The organism is Carboxylicivirga sediminis (assembly GCF_018156225.1).
In the GTDB taxonomy this organism is placed as follows: domain Bacteria; phylum Bacteroidota; class Bacteroidia; order Bacteroidales; family Marinilabiliaceae; genus Carboxylicivirga; species Carboxylicivirga sediminis.
The window spans coordinates 174292-199591 of sequence record NZ_JAGTAR010000003.1; the positions used below are offsets into that span (position 1 = coordinate 174292).

Here is a 25300-nt window from a genome sequence, read left to right on the forward strand (position 1 = left end):
CACACTATTTCCTAAACTCAGTCTGACATAAATGCAAAGTTACTGTTACCGCTAAAAGATCTGCCGATCCACCAGGGGATATTTTCATATCGTTACACCAATCAACCAGGTCGGTATAGGTTTCACGACGATTATTATCCCAATCATTCAAAGCCTGCTTTGCTTTTGCTTTCAACTCTTCAAGCATAACAGCATTGTGACGATAGATAACATTGGTATCGTTATTCAATGAGATAAGTTTTAACAACACCGGAATTAAAAGGTCATGCACTTCAGTATCTGTGCACTCTTTTAGCTTTTTGTCAATACTATTATTAAGGCAGGGTAACGAATGGTGTAATACGGTTGGCATACCCTGCTCTGCCTCGCCCCTTGCGCCTGCCGCTTGCAGGCCATACTTCATGAAACTTTGCTGACCGTGCGTCAGTACATCGTCCTCACGTGCTGAACACAACTCCCGCTGCACCAATCCTCTTGTAAGCTGCTGAATGACCGAAGAAAAGGCATTTATTTTGAAGTAACCATATCTATTCACCACCCGCACAATGGCAAAGCAACTAAGTGCCAGGAGAAAAATCGCTCCCTTATGCGTGTTAATGCCATTGGTTGCATTGAACATGGCGTCTTCCATTTTAAGGCCAATCTGTTTAATACGAGGCAATATGACAGATACATCTTTACCTTTAAAATCAATTGCTAATTGACAAACCTCTATGAAATAAGGGGAAATAACCGCTGATGAATTTAAAAAAGTAGTAAAATCCATATCGGTATGCGCACCGCTCGACTGGCGACACACAAGCCCAGGCTTAGGACTCAGCGACACTTCGTACAGCAAGCCCTGAAGGGCAATAGATGCCACCTTGGTAACCACCTCTTTCATCCTCAGTTCACGCAGGTAGTTGTCAATGGCCTCCTCCATGCTTCTTCGCACATCGACAATCGCATGGCGCTTAGTTTTTCGACAATCTTCGGCTGCATGCTCACAAATAAAACAGACCTTTGCTTTACCAGACGATACCGGTTGTCCATCTGCATCCAGCACATCTAAATCTACAATTCGTCCCAGTACAAAGCTTTGCTCAAAAGTTTCGGTTATGGCCTTCAGTTCCATTGCACTGAGCTGCTGCTTATCAAACAAATAAATAACAGCATCACCTGCGGCATCCGTTAACACCTGTTTATTACTCCATCGGTTATTAGCATTCAAACTAACGATATAACGTTCAAAATCAGCTTCAACCTCTTTGATAAATGCAGTAAGTATATCGTTAGTTTTGGGCAGCCCCGGAATATTTAATTGGAGAGAAACCAGGTGGTACTGCTTTTGAAGCAAATCAAGCTTATATTGCTGACGCGCCTCCCTCGCCAGCAATAAGCTCTCAAATATCTCTGTCTCCTTAATTATCTCCATTACTCTTTCACCTGGTGAATCACATCAATAACAGTTCCATCACGGTATTCTACAATACCCACCACTCGTTCAGTTGTTTCAATTGGCTTAGCTTTACCTGTAATTCCCTCAACCTCTTCTGCTAACACTTCAATATCTTTGACTTTAATTCCTGCTGATTCAAGGTTCGCTTTTAATTCTGATTTTTGTGGATTAACACAAATCCCACGTTCGGTCACCAATACATCAATGCTTTCACCCGGGGTAACAATGGTATGTACTTTCTTCTTAACAATAGGTATACGACCTCTGAAAGATGGGCATACAACAACCGTGAGATTTGCACCAGATGCCGTGTCGCTATGACCTCCAGATGCACCTCGCACATATCCCTCCGAGCCTGTAATCACATTAACGTTGAAGTTAGTATCAATCTCTAAAGCCCCAAGTACAACTATATCCAACTTATTGGTCATACAACCACAGTTAAACGGATTGGCATACAAGCCAGCAGGAATTTCAATGTGATACTGATTCTCTAATAAGGATGAACTGACTGCTGCATCAAAAGACTGCACGTCAAAAATAGAACGAAACAGGCCTTCATTCAGCATATCAACACCATAGGAAGTAACACCTCCTAAAATAAAGCTGCCCTTTATCGAGCGATGCTTCATTATTTTTCGGATGTATTTGGCTACTGCCAATGAAGCACCACCTGCTCCCACCTGGAAACTGAATCCTTCTTTCAATTCGCCGGAATGCTCAATCACCTGAGCTGCCAAACGAGCAATCTGCAGGTCCATAGGTGCTTTGGTAATACGCGTGGTTCCACCAGCAATTTTAGAAGGATCGCCAATAGAATCAACTTTCACCACGTAATCGATGTAGTTTTGTGTAATAGACTGTGGTACACAAGGATAATCCACAATATTATCGGTGACTACAATCACCTGCTTGGCATACCAAGAGTCGATGGCTGCGTAACCCATTGAGCCAAACGCTGACGGACCATGTGCACCTGTTGCATTGCCTTCTTCATCAGCAGCCGATGCTGCCAGAATTGCTAGATCAATTTTTATTTTACCAGTGTGCACACTACGCACACGTCCACCATGCGAATGAATGACAAATGGCTTAGGCAAAACGCCTTCGGCAATGGCTTTCCCCAGTTCACCGCGAATACCACTGGCGTACACCTGAGTTATGGTACCATCCTTAAAATATGGTAAAATCGGGTCATGAGCAGTAGTTAGGCTACTGGCTGCCAAAGTAATATCCTTAATACCCAAATCTGCAAGAATCTTGATGGCTTCGTACACCAGGTTATCCCCCCCACGCAAATGGTGATGAAAAGATACCGTCATTCCATCACGAGGTTTGGTCTTTAATATGGCATCACGCAGCGTATCACAGATTTTGCTGGAATGTGGCATTTTGGCTTTATTGGGAGGCGGAACAGTTTTTTCTTCCATCCATCCTTTTTTCAGCTTTGAAAACGCTCCTTCAAAAGCCTCTAACTTCCCAATACCCTCAAGCTCTTCAGGTATTTCTCTTTGCAATATATTTTTCACAACTGTCGGGTTTAAAGCGATTCAACATCAATATCGGCCATTTCAAGTACACGTAAAGCACGTTGCACAACGGGTGCGTCGACCATTTTTCCATCAACAGCAAATACCCCAATTCCTTCGGCCTTGTTACGTTCAAAGGCTTTCACAATTTTAGCCGCTTTACGAATCTCCAACTCGGTTGGTGTAAACACCTCATTCACCACTTCAATCTGACGTGGATTAATGATTGCCTTACCTGTAAAGCCGAGCTTTTTGATATATTCAGCTTCTTCGCGCAGTCCTTCCTCATTTTCAACATCAACAAAAACGGTGTCGAATACATCTATTTTACATGCTTTAGCTGCCATTACTACCTGCTTACGGGCATAGTCAATACCTACACCATCATTCGCTTTTACCAGCTGCATATCGGCTGCCAAATCCTGCCCGCCAATTGAAATAGCGTCAATACGAGGTGAATATCTGGCAATATCATAAACATTTTGAACGCCGAGAGCGGTTTCAATCATCACATGCACATTCATCTGATTATGCGGCAAGTTATGCTCATCTTCAATTTGCTCGATAAGCTCCAGAATGCGCTTAATCTCATCAACGGTCTCCACTTTGGGTAGCCGAAGTGCATCGGGTTGAAGAGGAACAATCTGCTTTAAATCCTCCAATCCAAAAGGCGTATCAATATGATTAACCCTGACGGTTACCTCACACCCTTCATAGGAAATATACTTCAACATATGGGCTACCAAAATACGGGCAGCATCTTTCTGGTTAAGTGCAACAGCATCTTCCAAATCAAGCAGGACACCATCTGCACCATATACGCTACCCTGCTGCAACATCGCCGGATTATTGCCGGGAATATACAGCATTGTGCGTCTTTTAAAGGTTCGTTGTTTGACTTTCATCGACAATTACTTTAGGGTTCCGGATTGTAGTTGGGCAGCTCTCTTCAATGCCGTTTCCAGGCGAGCTGAGACAGTTGGCGGTAAAGCGCCTTTATCATTAATGATTAAGCGGACATCATCAATTTTAAAATCATCCAGATTGGCATGTATCTGACCCAACAAATCATCACCAAACTGCTGCATAACAATTGACTTCAACTCTATAATACGCCCGGCACCTTTCTCAACCGGCTCAACCAGAATCAGTACATCACTTGATTCGAAACTTCCAGCCTGAGCTTTTGTTTTAAGTTCCATAATTAGCAATTAAAGAAATATTTCATCAAATATTGAATATAATCTCTTAAAAACCTACTTATAACAATGGTTATAAAACATATCTTTCCACAGTGCAACTAAACGATTACATTATCAATTGATATTCTGTACATTATTACATTACATGATTTTCATCAGGCTATCGCTAAAATTCACAAACAATTGATTATACAACCATTAACTCCCGAATCAAATTAGCAATAAAAAGCTTTGAATTTCAGCCAAAAATCTTTTCTTAAGCAAAAAAGCCTGACACCAAATCTATGGCATCAGGCTTATAAGCTATTTTACATCTTGGTTTACAAGAAATCGTCGAAATACCTTGTTACTTTTTCCATGAGATGAATACGGTCCCGACCAATTACATTATGCTCATGACGTGGGTATGCGAAGTAATCTATCTGCACCCTATTCTTAACACATTCGCGCACAAATGTCAGACTATGCTGCCAAACCACAACCGGATCGATAGCCCCATGAACTACCAACAAACGTCCTTCAATGTTATTTACTTTCCCATTCAGATTGGCCAATTCATAACCTTCGGGATTCTCCTGTGGCATATCCATATAGCGTTCGCCATACATAATCTCATAATATTTCCAGTCAATAACCGGTCCACCTGCTACGCCCACCTTAAATACCTCAGGATGCTGAGTCATCATTGAGATAGTCATGAAACCACCATAGCTCCAACCATGCACACCGATGCGCTCTGTATCAACATATGGTAATGATTTCAAATACTCTATGCCCTGCATTTGATCTTCCACCTCCAACTGCCCCAATTGGCGATGAATGGCCTGCGCAAATGCCTTTCCTTTATTGGCTGTCCCACGGTTGTCCAGAGTGAAAGCAATGTAGCCTTTTTGAGCCATATATAATTGCCATCCCCGGGCACCAGCCAGCCAGCGATTCTGAACCATTTGCGAATGCGGTCCTCCATACACGTATACGATGACCGGATACTTTTTAGCTGGATCAAATCCTACAGGTAACACCATTCGTGCATCCAATTCAAATTGCCCATCTTTGGTTTTTAATTTAACCAACTCTACCTTTCCAGTTTCAATCCCTTTATACGGATTATCTACAACATGTAATGTTTTAATTAAACACCCTTGCGTATCCTTCAGGTTAGTCTTTGAAGGCACATTAAGCGAGGAGAAATTGGTAATGGCATAACGACCATCCTTACTTATTTTTGCACGATGAACGCCTTGCTCACTAGATATGCGCGTCATCTTACCCGAGGACAAGCTCACTTTGTAAATATGACGCTCTAAAGCCTCTTCTTTAGTGGATTCAATAAAAATATTTTTGCCAGCAGCATCAAATCCAAGTACATTGGTTACTTCCCAGTTGCCATTTGTCAATTGCTTTTTAAGTTTTCCATCAAGGCTGTAAATGTAAAGATGATTATAACCGTCTTTCATCGATTGCCAGATGAACTCACTTTTACGCTTAGGAATAAATAATGCAGGGTGTTGTGGTTCGGTCCATTTATCATCCTTCTCTTCAAACAAAGTGGCCACCAATTCTCCAGTTGTGGCACTATACTTTTTAAGCTGCATATGATTTTGCTCTCTGTTCAGCTCTGCAATTAATATAAACTGATTATCAGGGGTCCAGCAAACGTTTGTAAAGAAGCGATCATATGGAGCGCCTGTATTTAAGTAAATGGTTTCTTCAGTAGCAAGGTTGTAAATCCCAACTGTTACCTGATGGCTACTCATACCGGCCATGGGGTATTTAACGTTCTCCAACTTGGCAACTCGCTCATCTACATTAACAAGCGGATAATCACTGACCATTGAGTTATCTTCGCGATAAAAAGCCAGCGAGCCACCATCGGGCGACCAAAATGTTCCCTTATTGATACCGAATTCATTGCGATGCACAGTATGACCAAAAATCACATCGTCACCTTCTTTTCCGGCCACAAAAACCGGCTCGTTATTATTCGATTGTATAAATAAATCATTTCCGACAGTGTAGGCCACCTGAGCGTTATCTGTATTCAAATCAAAATTTTGCCCATTCTTAGCTTTGCCTACGAACATGGTTATCCGACCTTCGCTTTGATCGACAGTATAGAAACCACTGTTTGTTGTGAACGAAAAAGACGAGGCCGTTTCCCATTTCAATGCCGGCAACCGTTTCAATTCCGTATGATCTTCTTGCTTTAGGATGTTATTAAGCCAATTTAAATCAAACAGAAACAATGCTTTTTCATCTTTAATACCCTGCACCATCACCGAATCTTTTCGTTGAATGACCAGCTGGTTCATGTCTCCTCTAAAACTAACATTTAAAGCTCTTGGATAGTAGTTATATACTGTTTTTCCTCCATAAATAACATCTTCCAGCGATAACTGCCCCTCAGCAGGATGCAGACTAATTATGGCTAGAAACAAGATTAAGATTTGCCTCTTCATCAGATATATTTTAATTAATTAGATTATAATTTTTTACTCAACAACGCAATAATATCGTAGCGATTAAAGTTATCAATCAAGTGCATAATTGGTAAAATATTGTCAACTAAACAATGAGAAAAGTAATTAGTTTGATCTTTAATATGGGGTAAAGCCGTATGTAACAAACCAAACACACAGTTTAGGCGCTTTAAGTTTTTTTATTTTTTTTGCGCTATCAAACCTAATAATTGACAACTTTTGAATATCTTTCTGAAAATTTTGAACCTGTAAAATCTCGATAAAGCGCTAATAAAATGAAAAAGCACCCAATTATTTTCTTGCTACTAGCAGTTATTGCTTTATTCTCTCCTCTGAAATTAAACTCACAAGAAGATGTGTTATTCAACAATTGTATTAACCAGCTTAAATCACCATTTGTAGCCAGTGGTCAGCCTTTCAGAGCTTTTTTAACAGGTACTGAAGTCGCAGAATTTCATACAACTTTTTTCTCAGGAAGCATGTATCGTGTTGTAGCATGCAGCCATGAGGATAATAATATTCTCTTTTCTATTTACGATAAAGAGCGAAACCTGCTCTTTTCAAATGAACAATTTGAAGCAGCCGGTTCATGGGACTTTAAAATTGAAGGCTCGGTTGAGTGCATTGTTGAGGCTCGTTTAAATCCTAATAAATCAACTTCTGGTATTGCCATGTTAATGATTGGATTCAAAAGCTTAGAGGCCTTCAATTAATCATCAAAAGGCCCTTACAAATAAAGGAAATTAATACATCTACCTCACAGAGGTTACCTGAATATGCAGTATGAGCGAAGAAATATTAAAAGCCCTGATACAGCTGTTTGCGCTCATTGCATTTCCCAGAACTGAAATAAAATCACGCAGAATAATTGTTAAGTCATTTTTAAATCAACAACTTAACACTAGACTCGTCGAAGATTATCTGCTATTATTCGATAAACTGCAAGGCGAACATGAGCAGCGCCTGTCTGACAAAGATAAATTCTATAAACGTCATGCAGCCAGCTCTGTAAAAGTTCTTAAGATTGCAACAGGTATCAACGAAGCACTTACCTATTACCAGAAACTTATTGTATTGATTCAACTAATAGAGTTTCTGAATATTGATGTTGGCATGAGTGATTATGAGCGTGAGTTTATTGAAACAGTCGCACTCACCTTTAATATTCCGCAAGAAGAGTATCAGTCAATAATATCTTTTGTTACAAGTTCGTTTAACGCAGTACCCGATGCCAATAACGTATTAATTGTCGACAGCATACCCCGTTACGAATCAACGGCTTTCAAACATTTATTCTGGGAGAACCTGAAAGGCGAATTACGTGTTATTCATTTAAAATCAGTCAACCTATTTGCGTTCCGTTTTAATGGTAACATGGACCTGAGCATGAATGGGCAGCTGATAAACGAAGGAAGGGTACAGATTCTCAACCCAGGCAGTTCGCTCCGAAACAAGCTGATTGATACCATATTTTACAGTGATATTTTCAGTCAATTTATTACTGACAGCACTGAAAATGCCGTTGATTTCAGATGTGTTAATGTCGAATACCACTTTAGCAAGAAAGCCATTGGCTTGCATAAAACATCATTTGCAGCTAAATCAGGAAAGTTAGTCGGTATAATGGGTTCAAGTGGTGCTGGAAAAAGCACGTTGGTCAATGTTTTAAGCGGCATTAATGCCCCAACCAGAGGGCAGGTCTTAATTAATGATATTGATGTACATAAAAACCTGGATCAGGCAAAAGGCCTTATCGGCTATGTAGCCCAGGACGACCTGCTGATGGAAGATTTGACCGTGTATCAGAACCTGTATTACAATGCTAAGCTTTGCTTTGACAATTTGCCAGAATACCGTATTCGCCGGAAAGTGTTAAAGTTGCTTAGAAATCTGGGGCTCTACGAAATCCGTTTTATGAAAGTGGGCAGCCCGTTGAATAAGAAGATTAGTGGCGGCCAGCGAAAACGTCTTAATATAGCCCTGGAACTTATCAGAGAACCATCCATATTATTTCTTGATGAACCAACATCTGGGTTGTCATCACGCGATTCAGATAACATCATTGACCTGCTCAAAGAATTATCGATTAGAGGCAAACTGGTATTTGTAGTCATCCACCAACCGTCATCAGCTATCTTTAAAATGTTCAACCAGCTGCTGGTGCTTGATACTGGGGGCTACCTGATATACAATGGCGATCCCGTTGAAAGCGTTAATTATTTTAAGGCGTGTATCAACCATGCCAATAGAGATGAGAGTGAATGTCCGACCTGCGGTAATGTTAATGTGGAACAGATACTGAACATTGTCAACTCACAGATACTGGATGAATACGGAAATTTTACCCAAACCCGCCGTGTTGATCCCAAAGAATGGTATGATCTGTTTCATGAAGGCTGGGAGTCCATCGAACCACCAGCATCCGCTAACAGTGCGCTGCCCCCAAAAAGTTTTCAAATACCCAATAGAATAAAACAGCTCTTCATTTTTATGAAGCGCGACATTGTTTCTAAACTAGCCAATAAGCAATATCTATTAATTAACCTGCTTGAAACGCCAGTACTGGCACTTCTGCTAGCCACTATCATACGTTATTACGATGTTGATAATACCACCGATTCAGTATACAGCTTTGCAAAAAACCCTAACATAACTGTATACATAATTATTTCGGTTATTATCGCATTGTTTGTTGGACTCACGGTAAGTGCTGAGGAAATAATAAACGATCGTAAAATTCAACGGCGTGAATCATTTTTAAACCTTAGTCGCTTAAGCTATTTGTTTTCCAAGCTATTTATTCTCTCAGGACTATCAGCTATTCAGTCGGCTTTATTTGTGCTTATTGGCAACTTTATCATTGAACTCGAAGGCATGTTCTTTCAATACTGGTTGATACTGTTTAGCTGCTCTGTTTTTGCCAACATATTAGGACTGAACATCTCTGACACATTTAAAAAGACGGTCAATATATACATTATCATCCCATTCTTAATCATTCCCCAATTAATACTTAGTGGCGTATTTATTAGTTTCGACAGGCTAAACCCTAGTATCTCAAGCCCCGAACGCATTCCATTATATGGTGAGATAATAACTGCCAGATGGGCATTTGAGGCCCTGGCGGTTGCCCAATACACCAGCAATGAGTTTGATAAGGATTTTTACAGTTATGAAAAGCTTAAAAGTCAGGCAAAATATCGTAAAGAGTTTTGGATACCATCACTTAATAATCATCTACGTAAAATCGTCAATCAGACCAACGAAGAGCAAGCAACTAGTCATGAACAAATAACTTACTCTGCAAAGCTAATAAACAAAGAGTTAGAAAAACACCACCAACTCTACCCTAATCGTTCTGGTCAGCTTACACTTCTTTCTAATCACCAATCTGGATACAATCTGGATTCGGTAGATAACTACCTTCAGTATTTAAAAAACTACTATAAGACACTATACAACAAATCCGATAACCGACTTGATGATAAAATAAAACAACTTACAAGCACAGAAGAAAATCGTAAAATTTACCTGGAAGCTAAAAGTAAGTATCACAATAACGATCTGGAACGCTTTGTAACCAACTCAAACAATTTTTTCTCCAATAAGATAATCGAATATGACGGTGAGCTATGGCAAAAGATTGATCCCATCTATCAGGATCCGGAGAGTCAGTTTCTGAAAGCTCATTTCCTGGCACCAACCAAACCCTTTGATCAAAGAAAAATAGATACCTATTATGCAAACACCATTGTTATTTGGGTTATCAACCTTATCCTGTTTCTGATGCTTTATTTACGTGCACTGCCAGGCTTATTATCATTGCGCACTAAAACAATATGGTACTTTAAGGACAGAAAAAAAACTGAATAAGCAACTATTGCTACTTATTCAGCTTTTCAAATTTCTTTGAGTAGTTGGGTATTACTCTTCCATTTCAATCATTTTGAAAGGAATATTAATTATCGACTGGTAGTCTTCTCCTGCTTCAAACATGTCTTCATCATCTTCTTCATAATACCAGTTAATCTCAACCGGGTTTCCTTTTTTATGAATCAACTCAAGACGTTTAAAAATATCTAATATGCATTTTGAAGAACTGGTATTGAAATATTCTAACTGAATATTCACATTGGTTTCTTCAGAAGGTGCTTCTCCAAATTTCTCAAGCCAGTCAATTATTGGCTTGTAAAACTCAACAGAATTTTCAGGAATAGAGCGCCCCTTAATTTCAACTACTCCTTTTTCCCCATCTAGTCTTACAAATGGTGTCTTTGGACTTCCTTCGCGAATTATTGTTTCCATACTGGTAGCTATACGGTTAACTAATGTATACATCTAGCGAGAAAAAGATGTATTCATCATCAAATTGATAAAAATAATATTCTAATTTATTGCCTGTTTTTCGAACGATATCGAGCATTCCCAGGCCTCCCCCTCCTTTTTCAGAAAACTCATCGTTATTAAGTATATCCCTGTACAACATACGAACTTCTTCATCCGACAAGGAATTTACCTGATCAATTCGGTCTTTAATATAATTTAATTTTTCCTTTTTCACAAAATTGCCTGTTGAAATGCGGTAAAAGGTGCCATCTTTACTTAAAATGATGATTCCAAAATTACTACTCTGTTCAACAGGTGCTGTACTTGGCGGCAAATCGACGTGATGGTACAAATTCTGCAAACTCTCCACAAACACATTGTAGACCTTTTTTCGAACACGATTTTTTTCATTTTTCATGTTCAAACTGTTCTCAATGGATTCTAATGCCTCAGATATCAACTCTGGTGTAATTCCTCCATTGTACTCCAGGATAATATCCCCTTGCTTTTTTTCTAGATACCAGTTTTTTAAATCAAATGCCATTGCCAATGGTCTAATTGTCTACAAATATAGAAAAATATTAATACCGTCCGATTATGCACAAGTTTACATTAAATACTGCATTTTCTGTTTATTTGATTGACTTATTTGGTCAATCCCTTGTAAATGCTGACAAAACACCTTTTTTAGCTGATATTTTATATACCCCCTCCTTCGGTATATAATACATCGCGTGGCTTAAACTGAATAATTTTCGATTTCGGAGCAACTGAGTTAGTAACCCAAACGTTTCCACCTATAACTGAACCGGCCCCCACAGTGATACGCCCCAAAATAGTTGCCTGGGCATATATAACCACATCATCTTCAATTATTGGATGGCGAGGAATACCTTTGATTGGATTACCGTTTTCATCCAGTGGAAAGCTTTTAGCCCCCAGGGTAACCCCCTGAAAGAGTTTAACATTATTGCCAATAATAGAAGTGGCGCCTATAACAACTCCTGTACCGTGGTCAATACTAAAGTACTCACCAATTGTTGCCCGTGGATGAATATCGATTCCAGTTTCAGAATGTGCCATTTCACTTATCATACGTGGAATCAACGGGACACCTATAGTTAGCAGTGCATTAGCTATACGATAATTAGTAATGGCCCTAATGGCCGGATAGCAGAAAATAACTTCTCCTTTACTTTTAGCAGCCGGATCACCTAAGAAAGCTGCTTCAACATCAGTCACCAACATGCGTCTGATTTCAGGAAGCTTACTGATAAACTGACTGGCATAATCATGAGCAATACTTTTTCGTTCACTCAAATCAAATTTCTCGGGCATCTCACACATAAAACACAAGCCTGCAAAAATCTGATCGACTAAAATCGTATAGAGATTTTCAGTATTCACCCCAATATAATAGCTAACACTATCGGGACGTATTGAACTATCGCCATAATAACCAGGAAACAGAATCTCACGAGAAAGATTAACAACCTGTTCCAATGCACTTAACGAAGGCATTTTATGGTCCTTAAAATGCGGATGACAAACACTTTTATAGCTTTGCTCCTGCGAGAGTTCGTTGATGGCTTTTTTAATTCTTGAAAAGTGGTCAGTGGTCATTGTTTACTGTTTAATAGTTGGTTAATATGATATTTTGCTTGCTCAATACGCGATTCACCATTACCCTTTATCACTTCATAGACAAAGTTATAGTTTTCCAGTTCTGATCGATAACGTTCAAACAGATACAATCTTTTTGATTCATTTTCCCTTATCCCATCATCTATCCACTCTATATCGGGATAGCACAATAAATGCAGATCAATTGAAACACTGCCTATCAGTTCCTCCAACCATTCAGGAACTGAATTATAAACCTCAGCAAACCACACTTTTGTAATAATTAAAAAGGTATCGAAAACAACCAGCGATTGCCCTAAACCCAAAACTCGTTCATAACTGTCCTTCTGGTGTATGGCAATTTTTTCAACATCCTGATAAGTATATGGCCTGTTTAAACCTTCAACATATTCGCGGGCATACTCAGGTACCCACTGTCCTCCATAAATATCGCTTAACTGTTTCGATATACTGGACTTTGCTGTTGACTCAGGCCCTGTAAAAACAACTGTTACTGGTCGCTTAAGCTGCATGTTTTGCCATTAATCGTTTCCACTCATAAAACCCGATGATAGCACCTATTGTGTAAATCACAAACAGGAAACTATAAAAATACAATCCTTTATAGATATACATACCCATAGAAACACTATTAATTACCACCCAAAACAGCCAATGATGAATGTATTTACGAGCCAACAACCAAGTAGCCAAAATTGATGCTGCGGTAGTAAACGAATCCAAATAAGGCAAATCAGAACTGGCAATATCTACAAGTGCCGGAATATTCAATAACGCGGCTAGCAAACCACAGTAAATAATTACTCCCGCCAAAAAGAGTTTAGTTAATAGTCTTGATGAAACAAGTTTAATGGGCACCTCTACCGAGTCATCAGAAGCCTGACCACTTAACCAGTACCACCATCCATAAATACTTATGGCAACATAATAGAATTGCAGTCCCATATCTGCATAGAGTGCCGACTGGTAGAATACTACAATGGAAACACCTGATGCAATAATGCCCCAGGGCCATAGCCTGGGATTCTCGCGAATAGAGTATATTAAATAGATGATTGAAGCAACTGTTCCTGTCACCTCAAGACCATACTGAGCAATAAATTCGTTCATTGGTTAGGGTACAAACTTTAATTATTTAAGGTATTGAGAGTAATCTCTTTTTGATTCTACAATCTCAACAGCCTTTTGATAGGCATCTGATATAGGATTAATTGACTGGAAATACTCAGACGGGCTGAACAAATCTCTGGCAATTAGAGCTTTCAACTGTGCTTCTGCTAACTGTCTGGACACGTCCCATTCTTCCTTGTTAAATTCTACTTGTTCATTCTGGCCTTCCTCAATCAGTAAATCTACCAAGCTGGTATTCACATCAAATCCTTCCTCGAAGGTTTTATAATCAGGATAAAGACGTTTTAAATCTTTTCTATTATTATCCACATAATTCAATATCATTCTATTAACAGAACCACTGGCAATTAGATCTCGGTAATAATCAGAGTACATACTTGTATCAACGGCCACAAACACATCAGGCATTATACCTCCACCGCCATATACTGTGCGACCAACCACCTTGGTTTTATACTCCAGGGCATCATCAAAGTGGATACTGTCAACATTTGACAACTCTCCATGCAGGTAACGCTCATCCAACTCACTATGATAAGCATCAACGCCGTTTTCGTAATCCTTTTGTATGCAACGACCCGCTGGTGTATAATACTTAGCAATAGTCAGGCGAATCATCGATCCATCAGGAAAATCAAATGGTCGCTGAACCAAGCCTTTGCCAAAACTACGCCGCCCAACAACCAGGCCTCTATCCCAATCCTGCACTGCTCCTGAAACAATTTCACTGGCCGATGCTGAACCTTCATCAATCAGAACCACCAGGTTTCCTTTTTCAAACAAGCCTTTTTTGCGGGCCAAATGTTCTCTACGCTCACTATTCAAACCCTCAGTGTATACCAGTAATTTATTCTTATCAATAAGCTCATCTGCAATATCAATCGCAGCTTTCAGGTAACCTCCTCCGTTACCTCTCAGGTCGAGAATTAGATTCTCAAATTGATGTTCTTCCAGGCTTTTGAGTGCCTCTACAAACTCCTCATAAGTATTTAATGCAAACCGGGAAATTTTCACATAAGCTGTTTTGGGCGTAGCCATGTAAGCTGCCTCTACACTATGTAATGGAATTTTATCGCGTACCACAACAAATCTTAAGTCGTCACTGGTACCTCGTCGTAAGATAGTCAGATCTACTTTGGTACCTTTCTTACCCCTCAAATACTTAAAAACATCACTGTTCTTAATCCCAATACCAGCTACATTATCGCCATCAATCGATATAATGCGGTCACCAGCCCTGATGCCAACTTTCTCTGATGGCCCGCCAATAACCGGGTTAACCACCATCAAGGTGTCATCCATAATATTAAACTGAATACCAACACCTTCAAAGCTACCATCAAGCGGCTCATTCATAGCTGCCACCTCATCGGCCGAGATATAAACGGAGTGCGGATCCAAACTTTTCAGCATACCAACGATGGCCTCTTCAACCAGCTCTTGATTGTCAACTGAATCAACATAGAGCGAACTTATCAACTGATATGTTAATTGTAGTTTTTGAATATTTTTATCAAACACCTGAGCACTTACACTCGTCACCAACAAAAGGCCAACAATTGCCATTGTTATATTCTTTTTGAATCCCATCTCAGTAGTTTTAGTTATATAATCATCAGCATCAGACTCTATTAATAAACAAAGGCCGGAAAGAAAAAGTTCCTACCGGCCATATAAATCTCGTAATAAGATTATTCCCATTCGATAGTTGCAGGTGGCTTTGAGCTGATATCATAAACAACCCTGTTTACACCTTTCACTTTATTGATAATGTCATTAGATACTTTAGCTAGGAAATCGTATGGCAGATGAACCCAGTCTGCAGTCATTCCATCTGTTGATGTAACAGCACGCAAGGCCACTACCTTCTCATAGGTACGCTCATCGCCCATTACGCCCACTGACTGAACAGGTAACAACATAGCACCAGCCTGCCATACCTGATCATATAGGTTGTTATCCTTTAAGCCCTGAATAAAGATGTGATCTACCTCTTGCAACAGTGCTACTTTTTCAGCAGTGATATCACCTAAGATACGAATGGCCAAACCTGGTCCTGGGAATGGGTGACGGCCCAACAGGTTTTCATCAATCCCCATAGCACGTCCTACACGACGTACTTCATCTTTAAATAACAAATTAAGCGGTTCAACCACCTTAAGGTTCATTTCTTCAGGTAAACCACCCACATTATGATGCGATTTAATGGTTGCCGATGGACCATTGACCGATACTGATTCTATCACATCAGGATAGATAGTTCCCTGCGCTAACCATTTTACATCCTGAATTTTGTGCGCCTCGGCATCAAACACTTCGATAAATACACGACCAATAATCTTACGTTTAGTTTCCGGATCTGAAACACCGTCCAGCTCACTCAGGAATTCTTTCTTGGCATCAACACCTATTACATTCAGACCCATGTGCTTGTAGGAGTCCAGCACTGCTTCGAACTCATTTTTGCGCAACAGGCCATTATCTACAAATATACAGGTTAGGTTCTTTCCAATCGCCTTATGCAACAACACTCCAGCAACTGTACTATCAACACCTCCTGATAATCCAAGTACTACTTTATCATTGCCAAGCTTATCCTTTAATTCCTGAACAGTTGTTTCAACAAATGAATCAGGTGTCCAGTCTTGTGTACAGCCACAAACACCTACTACGAAGTTCTTCAGAATCTGCGTTCCTTCAGTACTGTGGTACACTTCAGGGTGAAACTGCATGCCATAGGTTTGTTCACTTTCAACCTTGTAGGCAGCCACTTTAACATCCTTGGTACTGGCAATTATCTTATAACCCTCAGGCAGATTAACAATGGTATCGCCATGTGACATCCAAACCTGAGAATGATCACTTACATTGGTCAACAGCTCACTTGTTGTATCGACATAATGCAAATTAGCACGACCGTATTCACGTGTTTTAGAAGGTTGTACTTCTCCTCCATAAAACTGCGATAAATACTGAGCGCCATAGCAAACGCCCAACAATGGCATTTTTCCTTTAATTGCAGTCAAGTCAGGCTTTGGTGCATCATCGTCGCGCACACTGTATGGACTACCACTTAAGATAACCCCCTTAACGGTTTCGTCCATCTCGGGACAATTATTAAACGGGTGTATTTCGCAATACACATTAATCTCGCGTACGCGTCTGGCAATTAACTGCGTATACTGAGAACCAAAATCCAGAATGATAATTTTTTCCTGCATTAATTTGCACCTTTATTTTCGATAAACAGATAGCCTGACAAACCATTTTAGATGGCCTGAATTTGCTATGACTGCAACCAAAGTTATACTTGAAAAATTTTGTGCAAATATACGATTTAATATTTGATAATAGCGTGGTTAAAACCAAGTAAAGCATCAAATCTTTAACCTGGGTAAAGTAACTTTCCGACTCTCTGAACCATCTGGTTTAAGCAGGTAAAAAGTCAATTCATCTTTTGCTTTGGTCAACGCTTTAATCGTTAGAAACACCTCACATGAGCTTTTGTCCTTGAGATTCACCCCCTCTATATCTTCTACAATATCCCCTTTTTCAATACCGCTTTCTTCGGCTGCAGTACCTTTCCAAATACCATTGACTATAAACAGGTCATCTTTCATAATCAAATCAATTCCAAAACTTTCTATAGCCAGGTCATTTGAATTTTCATCTACTTCAATAAAAAAACGCTTTTGCGGGTAGTCTAAAATAAAATTACCCTGTTCAAGCATTTTCATACCAATTTTAGATTTGCCATCACTCGTCTCAAGACTCACACTTTGAAATTGTGTAATACCAATTTGCAATGTAGAGTTGCAATAGATACTTGTCTCGTAATCACCTGCTCCCCAGGCTCCATGCGAGTTAGTGCCGCTGGAAACATAATCAGGCTGGCCTATTGCCTTTTTCTTGGTTAACCAGCTGGCGGTAGGATTATACAATGAAAATATATCACCACTGCCCGTGTCCAGCAATACCCAACCTATATTTTTGCTGTTTATCTTACACTTAATAAATGGAGAGCTCTGTTGCTTATTTACATGCATTTTAGCTCCTTGCTTACTCTGCTTGCCCAAAGTTTGAAATGAATCTGTTATTACTAGCTTCTTTTGATGCCAATCAATTTTAAAGGCGCCAAATCGCAATAAATTACTACCAATAATACCTTTGTACCCTAAACATTTAAAAGGCCCTGCAAACATATCAACATACATAACCGGTATATCTTCATACTGTAAATCCCCCACCTCAATCAGCGGCATCCTCACTACCTCTGCCATTTGCTTTTTTCCGGTTGCATCACCTATTCTTATCTTACTTGAATTGTCATATTGCTGATTGGTTGAATCCTTGAACAATACACACATCGCTCCGGTATCTAGCAAATACCTTCCTTTTATACCATTCATATTGGCCTCTATCACAATCTTATCATGAAGATATTCAAAGGGTATTTCTGTATAGAAATTATCAGTAACTGGTTGTCCTTCATTAAACTGTCCACACACAATAGATTGTTGCATGAATAACAACAAAACAATAGTCAGAACAAGAACTGTATTTTTATTTGCATTGATATTTACATTCGCCACACTGTTCATATTTACATATTTAGATTTGATTGTAAGTTATTCAATTCTCTGCCTTGCTCAAATATCATTATTTTCAAGCTTAATTTTTATTAAATTCGTTTCAAAATTTGAGATTTTGGAGAAAAAGCAAGAGGCATCGTGGTATGCTTTATATACTAAATCAAGGGCTGAGAAGAAAGTTTTTGAGCAACTGACTGCTATGGGTATTGAAACCTATTTGCCTTTAAAGAAAACTTTAAGACAGTGGAGCGATCGTAAGAAATGGGTCGAAATGCCAGTGATTAGCTCTTACATCTTTATAAAAATACCCAAAGCCGACTACCAGAAAGTATTTGATGTTAACGGTATTGTGGCCTATGTATCTTATAAAGGAAAGGCCTGTATTATTCCTGACAATGACATACTTGCTATGAAGCGTGCCATTGAGAATCAAATGGAATTTAGCGTTGAGAGCGGTCAAATTGAAAAAGGTCAACAAATCACTGTGACCTCTGGCCCTCTGGAAGGCATAAAAGGTGAAGTAATTGATATACAAGGGGCAAAAAAGATAATTTTACGCATCAACCAAATAGGCTACACCCTTGTTGTTAACCTGGACAGTGCCACATTTAAAAAAGACTAAAGCACAAGCAGACATGATATTGATATATTATCTGCCTATACTACCCAATTAACCAAACCACATGAGCATCAATAAAGAAACGAAAATACTAGTTACCGGCGCAGCTGGTTTCATTGGCTTTCACTTATGTCAACGCCTTTGTACAAGTGGATTCAATGTTATTGGCATTGACTCTGTTAATGATTACTACTCAACACAGTTAAAGAACGATCGCATTGAGCTATTAAGTAATTACCCGAATTTTACTTTTAAACGCATTGACATATGTGACAAAGAAAAGCTAGACAAGGAATTTGCTTCGCACAAATTTGAGGTGGTTATAAACCTGGCTGCACAGGCCGGTGTAAGATACAGCATTGAGCACCCTTATAAATATATTGATAGCAATTTAATCGGCTTCATCAATATACTAGAGGCCTGCAGGCAACATCCTGTACAACACTTGATTTATGCCTCTTCCAGCTCTGTATATGGCAATTCAGAGAGCATTCCTTTTAGCACACAGGCTCCCTGCAACGAACCGGTATCATTATATGCAGCCACAAAGAAAGCAAATGAGATGATGGCACACAGCTACGCTCAGTTATACAGAATCCCTGTTACCGGCCTGCGCTTTTTTACCGTTTACGGACCTTATGGACGACCCGACATGGCTTATTTTTCATTTACCCGAAAAATAATAAATAACGAAACCATACAGGTTTATAACAATGGCGACCTCGAGCGCGATTTTACTTATGTGGACGATATTGTAAAAGCCATTGAAAAACTAATTGATTTGCCTTTTGACTCGAAAGAAGAGAAGGAAAAGCCTTATCGCCTTTTCAATATTGGGAATAATAAACCTGTTAAGCTAATGGCTTTTATCAACACACTTGAAAAGCACATTGGTATAACAGCCAATAAAGAATACCTGCCCATGCAGAAAGGTGATGTATTCAGAACTTATGCTGACATAAGCGCACTTGAAGAACGTATAGGTTTTAAACCATCCACCAGCATCGACGAAGGACTGAAACAATTTATTGATTGGTATAAATCGTATTATAACGGACAGCAGAATTAATTATGCATTACGAAGAAGAATTACCCATTGAGGATTATATTTATAACGAAGCCTTAAAAGAACGTCATTACGATATGGAGCGCTTCAAAGAGCTAATTGCTGTTAATGACAGTAGTAATGAAGAAGCCGCCACAGAGCTGTTGTACGTTTCAAAAAGACTGTTTTACAATCATCATGGCTTGGATAAAATAATGATGGCACGTGATACCATGCTTCACTTTTGGGATGTGGAAACGGATGACGACACTATTCCTGCAACAATGAATAGTGGCATCAAGGAACATGATGAATTAATAGAAGATGTATTAAATGCCATGAGCGATATGGATGATCTTCAAAAGCTGAATATCAAAAAACTGGCTAATCGCTACCCTGAGCTATCCTTTTTGTCTCTGATGAAAATTATTTTGCTTGAATTACAAGAAGCAACGCCTAGCAAAATAATGAAACAACTGGATGAAGCCTTATCAATTTACCCAGATGACATCTTACTTAAGTTAGAAAAAGATACTCAGCTCAATAAACAGGAAAAAAAGGGCAGTTATATCACCAGCAGCTTGCTTGAATCTAAAAAAGCCTCAGAGTTATTTCGTCGCCAAAGCATTCACTCTTTTGAGTTAATGAGTTTAAATACCGCCATTTATGAGTTTCTGGTCAATCAAAAAGACATCCTTTCACTGGATGCCCTGATGTTTGCCTCCCAAACACTCTATCCTGAGTGGGAAGATGCCTGGAGCGACAAACTCCTTTACAGCGAAATACTAAAAGTACAGTTTTGCCAAATGCTGGTGGCTGGCAACCAGGCTATTTCATGAGAAATAGCCTTTTAAATTTTCTACCAGCGGACCAATATTTTCGGCCCCACCAGTGAAATAGGCTGTACCTAAATCAACTACTTTCTTTCCAGATTGAGTGGCTAATCCTTCCAGAAACTTACGAAGAATAAGCTTGAATGTGATGGCCTCTCCTTTTTCTAACTTTATAGCTGTCTTACACTCTTTTACAATACGCTCAATGGCTTTTTCGGGATAATAGTACGCCAGCAGGTCAATAAATGATTCAATGTGTATACGGACAATTTCTGAGTTAAACGAACTGTCGGCATAATGCCCCAGTTGCTTTAGTTGTGCCCCGATGCTACTTCGTATAAACTTGTTTTCAATCACAAATTCAATCTTATTCAAGTCACCACGTAGCTTTGATTTAGCAACAATAACAAAGAATGCTTCCTTAATATCAGACTCTGTCATGTGCGTGTATTTCAAATCACTTTCGTAGGCCAGGCGTCGCACCTTAGTCTCTGGTATTTGCAGATCAAGACTCATCTCAAAATTGGTCTTATTCTTCAGGTCGCCATACTTACGCAGCAAATTAAATATCAGCACCTCAAAATCATTTTTATTCATTGAACCAAAGCCACGATTCGAATACTGCTCAATAAATTCAGCTGCAAACAATTCTTTATCAAAAACCTCCATGTAGTATATTTTTCTTTATCAGGGTTTATAGTCTACATCTAACTGCCTGCCTTCACGCGCAGCTTTATTATCTTGTGCATTTCCCAGCGCTAAACCAATTATCATACCTACGCCAATTCCAATTCCTAGGGTACCCATATTGTCTGTTATCTGTCCCCATGCAATGCCCAGAGGCACACCAAACACAGTCATACCCAGCACCATCCATAAATTACGATAGTAGCCTTTGGGCACCAGCTTCAGTTCCTTTTCAAGCAGCTTAATGATGGCCTTTTGCGAGGCGGCTATTTGCTTTCTTAGTTCAAACTTTTTGTCAATGGCATGATTCACCAGCTGTATATTGTCATTCACAAATTCAACAATAGCTGAGGGCAATTCTCTCTTTTGCAGTTCCACCACCAGCTTACGAAATTGATGATAACGCATATAATCTTTTGATGGCACATCATTTGGTTTTATTTCAATCAGGCTAATTATTGTCATGGCACTTGATTTTCTGTTCTTTGATTAATATCCAGGCATCCTATCATCTGAAATAATCCACTTTCCAACATGTAGACAGCTTTAACTATTGGATGTTGATGGTGATTATAAGAATACCTCATCGCATAGTTACAATAAAATATCATAAACACCCCATGAGTCATCCTGCTCAAACTCCCCTCCCTCCAATTCAATTGCATTATAATCAGTGAACGAACAGCAATCTTCACTTTTCCGAACCGCATCCACATAGAACGTAAAAAGCAAATCCTCATTATGATACACATAGCAATTAACCACTTCGGTCTGCCAGCCAATTGAATATAAATTGATGTATCCCAGATCATTTTCATCAATAAAATCAAATTCCACACTCTTCTGAGTGATAACATCTTTTATTTGAATATCATCGATTGAAAAGGTTCCATTGGTAAAAAGATTCTCTCCGCTATTCCTGTCAATCATGTTGAAAATAAACGCCTGAGGTGGCGTCATACAGGCCGGACAATCTTTGACCATATCGCATGCACAGGCGAATAAAATCAGAACGAAACTACAGGAGAGTTTAGCTTTCATAAGTTTGGTATAGTTTAGACAAGCCTAAAGGTATCAATTAGATGAATTTATTGAAATAATTAGGTACAAAAAAGGTGCAGGACTTTACTAATCCGCACCTTCTCGCACCCAAATATCAACTTTATGCCAATTTCTGATTAGTAAAAACTAAACCATTTTCACCAGCATCAATAATGATAGAAGAATCAGCATGCACTTCACTACCCAATATTTTCTTCGACAACTCATTCAGAACCAATCGCTGAATCACACGCTTCACAGGCCGCGCCCCAAACTGAGGCTCATACCCCTCTTGGGCAATGTAATCCAATGCTGCATCTGTTATTTCAATATGCATCTGTTTAGCTGCCAGCATTTTTTTCAGGCTATTCACCTGAAGCACTACTACTTCTTTCACCTCGCTGATATCCAAAGGTGTAAACATGACCACCTCATCAATTCGGTTCAGAAACTCAGGCCTAATCGATTGCTTTAATAAGGTCAGTACTTCGCGCTTAGTATCCTCCACAACCGAGAATCGCTCATCCATATTAATTCCTTCCAGCTTATTCTGAATAATGTGGGCTCCCATATTGGAGGTCATGATGATAATGGTATTCTTAAAATCAGCCACTCGTCCTTTATTGTCGGTTAATCGGCCCTCATCCAACACCTGCAGCAAGACATTAAATGTATCAGGATGAGCCTTTTCTATTTCATCGAGCAACACTACCGAGTAAGGTTTTCGCCGCACAGCTTCGGTTAGCTGACCTCCTTCATCATAACCTACATATCCTGGAGGTGCACCCACCAGTCGGCTAACAGCATGCCGCTCCTGATATTCGCTCATATCAATGCGTGTCAAGGCATTTTCGTCGTTAAACAAATAATCGGCCAGGGTTTTGGCCAACTCGGTTTTTCCCACTCCGGTTGTACCTAAAAACAGAAACGAACCTATGGGACGACGACTGTCCTGCAAATCAGCACGTGAACGACGTACGGCATCTGCCACCACCTCAATGGCCTCTTCCTGACCAACCACACGCTTGTGCAACTCATCTTCGAGCCTTAACAGCTTTTCACGTTCGCTACTCATCATCTTCGACACAGGAATACCAGTCCAGCGCGCCACCACTTCAGCAATATCTTCGCTGGTTACTTCTTCTTTTATCAAGGCGTTTTCCTGATTAGATTTCAGTGTTTCCTGAGCCTTTTCCAGTTTCTCCTCCTCGGCTTTAATTTTACCATAGCGCAACTCCGCAACCAAACCAAAATTACCATCCCGCTCAGCTTTATCGGCTTCCTGTTTGTACTGATCTATTTGCGTTTTCAAATTTTGCACCTCTTCGGCGGCATTGCGCTCCGACTCCCATTTGGCATAGATGCTATTTCGCTGCTCTTTTAAATCAGCCAGTTCTTTCTTAATCTGACTAATCTTCGGTTTATCATTTTCACGTTTAATGGCCTCCAGTTCTATCTCCATTTGCATGATGCGCCTGTCCAATACATCCAATTCTTCAGGTTTTGAGTTCATCTCCAGTCGCAGCTTCGATGCTGCTTCATCCATTAAGTCAATGGCCTTATCGGGCAAAAAACGATCACTGATATATCGGTGTGACAACTCGACGGCAGCTATAATGGCACCATCTTTTATACGTACCTTGTGATGATTCTCATACTTGTCCTTAATGCCACGCAAAATTGAAATGGCACTCTCTTTATCCGGCTCATTGACCATCACTTTCTGAAAGCGTCGTTCCAACGCCTTATCCTTTTCAAAATACTTTTGAAACTCATCCAATGTGGTAGCTCCAATGGCACGTAATTCGCCACGTGCCAAAGCTGGCTTAAGTATGTTGGCAGCATCCATCGCTCCTTGTCCGCCACCAGCTCCAACCAAAGTATGAATCTCATCAATAAATAATACGATGCGTCCATCCTCGGCCACCACCTCTTTCACGACAGCTTTCAGACGTTCCTCAAACTCACCTTTGTATTTAGCCCCGGCGATTAGCGCACCCATATCAAGCGAATAGATAATTTTATCCTTTAAATTCTCGGGCACATCACCCCTCACCAATCGGTGCGCCAAACCCTCTGCAATTGCTGTTTTACCAGTACCTGGTTCCCCCACGAGCATCGGGTTGTTTTTGGTGCGTCTGGACAAAATCTGCAGGATACGCCGAATTTCATCATCCCGACCAATGACCGGATCCAGCTTACCATCATTGGCCAACTTATTCAGGTTGCGTGCATATTTTTCAAGCGATTGATAGGTTTCCTCTTGTGATTGTGAGGTAACATTCTTTCCCTTGCGCAACTCACCAATAGCCGATGATAAATCTTTTTCATTGATGCCATTATCTTTCATCAGGCGCGCCACCTCATCTCCAGCGCCGAGCATGGCTAAAAGAATGTGCTCGATGGATACATATTCATCCTTCATCTTTTTTGCCCTGACCGATGCATCATTTAATGTAGCTCCAGCCTTTCTTGACAGCATCATATCGCCCCCCTGTACTTTGGGGAAGCTTTGAAGAATACTCTCTAATGTTTGTTGAAATATGGCCGCATTAACGCCCAACTTATTAAGCAAAAATGGCAACACATTCTCGTCAACTGTATAAATGCCTTTCAAAAGATGGGCATTTTCAATTTGCTGATGCTGCATGCTCTGTGCAATCTGCTGCGCCTGTTGCAGCGCTTCCTGCGATTTGATGGTATAATTATTAAAGTTCATGGTCTTTTGTTTAT

At 39.8% G+C, this 25300-nt stretch carries 22 protein-coding genes; 5 read left to right on the top strand and 17 right to left on the bottom strand.

Annotated elements, in window-relative coordinates; genetic code table 11:
• Positions 1–4: 4 nt before the first annotated feature.
• The 5 genes from KDU71_RS03580 to KDU71_RS03600 all read right to left on the bottom strand — a co-directional run bounded on the left by KDU71_RS03580 (position 5) and on the right by KDU71_RS03600 (position 6628).
• Positions 5–1414, bottom strand: coding sequence for a triphosphoribosyl-dephospho-CoA synthase (locus KDU71_RS03580; RefSeq protein WP_212188528.1), 1410 nt, complete (start codon positions 1412–1414; stop codon positions 5–7).
• On the bottom strand, positions 1414–2967 hold the full coding sequence (gene citF / locus KDU71_RS03585; RefSeq protein WP_212188529.1) for a citrate lyase subunit alpha: 1554 nt from the start codon (positions 2965–2967) through the stop codon (positions 1414–1416). The genes KDU71_RS03580 and citF overlap by 1 nt, the downstream gene beginning before the upstream one ends.
• A gap of 11 nt (positions 2968–2978) precedes the next feature.
• Complete coding sequence (locus KDU71_RS03590) at positions 2979–3872, bottom strand: HpcH/HpaI aldolase/citrate lyase family protein (protein ID WP_212188530.1); 894 nt, start codon at positions 3870–3872, stop codon at positions 2979–2981.
• Positions 3873–3878: 6 nt separating this feature from the next.
• Positions 3879–4169, bottom strand: a complete 291-nt coding sequence (citD, locus tag KDU71_RS03595; RefSeq protein WP_212188531.1) for a citrate lyase acyl carrier protein — start codon at positions 4167–4169, stop codon at positions 3879–3881.
• Between the two features lie 320 nt (positions 4170–4489).
• Positions 4490–6628, bottom strand: a complete 2139-nt coding sequence (locus tag KDU71_RS03600) for a S9 family peptidase (protein ID WP_212188532.1) — start codon at positions 6626–6628, stop codon at positions 4490–4492.
• A 296-nt stretch (positions 6629–6924) separates the two neighbouring features.
• Between KDU71_RS03600 and KDU71_RS03605 the strand changes: the two genes are divergently transcribed.
• Complete coding sequence (locus tag KDU71_RS03605) at positions 6925–7362, top strand: hypothetical protein (RefSeq protein WP_212188533.1); 438 nt, start codon at positions 6925–6927, stop codon at positions 7360–7362.
• 70 nt (positions 7363–7432) lie between these two features.
• The gene (locus KDU71_RS03610) at positions 7433–10522 is read left to right on the top strand and encodes an ATP-binding cassette domain-containing protein (protein ID WP_212188534.1); all 3090 of its coding nucleotides are present in this window, start codon (positions 7433–7435) and stop codon (positions 10520–10522) included.
• Positions 10523–10573: 51 nt separating this feature from the next.
• Here the strand turns inward: KDU71_RS03610 and KDU71_RS03615 are convergent, their stop codons facing one another.
• The 8 genes from KDU71_RS03615 to KDU71_RS03650 form a co-directional block, all read right to left on the bottom strand.
• Positions 10574–10954 carry a DUF1987 domain-containing protein gene (locus KDU71_RS03615; RefSeq protein WP_212188535.1) on the bottom strand — a complete coding sequence of 127 codons (381 nt, stop codon included), beginning with the start codon at positions 10952–10954 and terminating at the stop codon, positions 10574–10576.
• Positions 10955–10970: 16 nt separating this feature from the next.
• Positions 10971–11519: a SiaB family protein kinase gene (locus tag KDU71_RS03620; RefSeq protein ID WP_212188536.1), complete on the bottom strand. Its 549-nt coding sequence runs from the start codon at positions 11517–11519 to the stop codon at positions 10971–10973.
• 155 nt (positions 11520–11674) lie between these two features.
• Positions 11675–12598, bottom strand: coding sequence for a serine O-acetyltransferase (locus tag KDU71_RS03625; protein WP_212188537.1), 924 nt, complete (start codon positions 12596–12598; stop codon positions 11675–11677).
• Positions 12595–13131: an AAA family ATPase gene (locus KDU71_RS03630; RefSeq protein ID WP_212188538.1), complete on the bottom strand. Its 537-nt coding sequence runs from the start codon at positions 13129–13131 to the stop codon at positions 12595–12597. The genes KDU71_RS03625 and KDU71_RS03630 overlap by 4 nt, the downstream gene beginning before the upstream one ends.
• Positions 13121–13729, bottom strand: a complete 609-nt coding sequence (gene pnuC / locus KDU71_RS03635; protein ID WP_212188539.1) for a nicotinamide riboside transporter PnuC — start codon at positions 13727–13729, stop codon at positions 13121–13123. The genes KDU71_RS03630 and pnuC overlap by 11 nt, the downstream gene beginning before the upstream one ends.
• A gap of 21 nt (positions 13730–13750) precedes the next feature.
• Positions 13751–15316, bottom strand: a complete 1566-nt coding sequence (locus KDU71_RS03640; protein WP_244828163.1) for a S41 family peptidase — start codon at positions 15314–15316, stop codon at positions 13751–13753.
• Between the two features lie 125 nt (positions 15317–15441).
• Positions 15442–16971 (bottom strand): glutamine-hydrolyzing GMP synthase, encoded by a 1530-nt coding sequence (guaA, locus tag KDU71_RS03645; protein ID WP_212188541.1) that lies wholly within the window; start codon positions 16969–16971, stop codon positions 15442–15444.
• A gap of 156 nt (positions 16972–17127) precedes the next feature.
• Positions 17128–18351, bottom strand: a complete 1224-nt coding sequence (locus KDU71_RS03650; protein WP_212188542.1) for an aspartyl protease family protein — start codon at positions 18349–18351, stop codon at positions 17128–17130.
• A gap of 106 nt (positions 18352–18457) precedes the next feature.
• Here KDU71_RS03650 and KDU71_RS03655 point away from each other — a divergent pair, with 106 nt between their 5' ends.
• From KDU71_RS03655 to KDU71_RS03665, 3 genes are all read left to right on the top strand, one after another.
• Positions 18458–18964 carry a UpxY family transcription antiterminator gene (locus KDU71_RS03655; RefSeq protein WP_212188543.1) on the top strand — a complete coding sequence of 169 codons (507 nt, stop codon included), beginning with the start codon at positions 18458–18460 and terminating at the stop codon, positions 18962–18964.
• Between the two features lie 61 nt (positions 18965–19025).
• Positions 19026–20030: an SDR family NAD(P)-dependent oxidoreductase gene (locus tag KDU71_RS03660; protein WP_212188544.1), complete on the top strand. Its 1005-nt coding sequence runs from the start codon at positions 19026–19028 to the stop codon at positions 20028–20030.
• Positions 20031–20032: 2 nt separating this feature from the next.
• The gene (locus KDU71_RS03665; RefSeq protein WP_212188545.1) at positions 20033–20845 is read left to right on the top strand and encodes a hypothetical protein; all 813 of its coding nucleotides are present in this window, start codon (positions 20033–20035) and stop codon (positions 20843–20845) included.
• Here the strand turns inward: KDU71_RS03665 and KDU71_RS03670 are convergent.
• The 4 genes from KDU71_RS03670 to clpB form a co-directional block, all read right to left on the bottom strand.
• On the bottom strand, positions 20840–21508 hold the full coding sequence (locus KDU71_RS03670) for a hypothetical protein (protein WP_212188546.1): 669 nt from the start codon (positions 21506–21508) through the stop codon (positions 20840–20842). The two genes, KDU71_RS03665 and KDU71_RS03670, sit on opposite strands and share 6 nt — an antisense overlap.
• A gap of 18 nt (positions 21509–21526) precedes the next feature.
• Complete coding sequence (locus tag KDU71_RS03675) at positions 21527–21991, bottom strand: hypothetical protein (RefSeq protein WP_212188547.1); 465 nt, start codon at positions 21989–21991, stop codon at positions 21527–21529.
• Between the two features lie 129 nt (positions 21992–22120).
• Positions 22121–22567 (bottom strand): hypothetical protein, encoded by a 447-nt coding sequence (locus KDU71_RS03680; protein ID WP_212188548.1) that lies wholly within the window; start codon positions 22565–22567, stop codon positions 22121–22123.
• A gap of 121 nt (positions 22568–22688) precedes the next feature.
• Positions 22689–25286, bottom strand: a complete 2598-nt coding sequence (clpB, locus tag KDU71_RS03685) for an ATP-dependent chaperone ClpB (protein WP_212188549.1) — start codon at positions 25284–25286, stop codon at positions 22689–22691.
• Positions 25287–25300 lie beyond the last annotated feature (14 nt).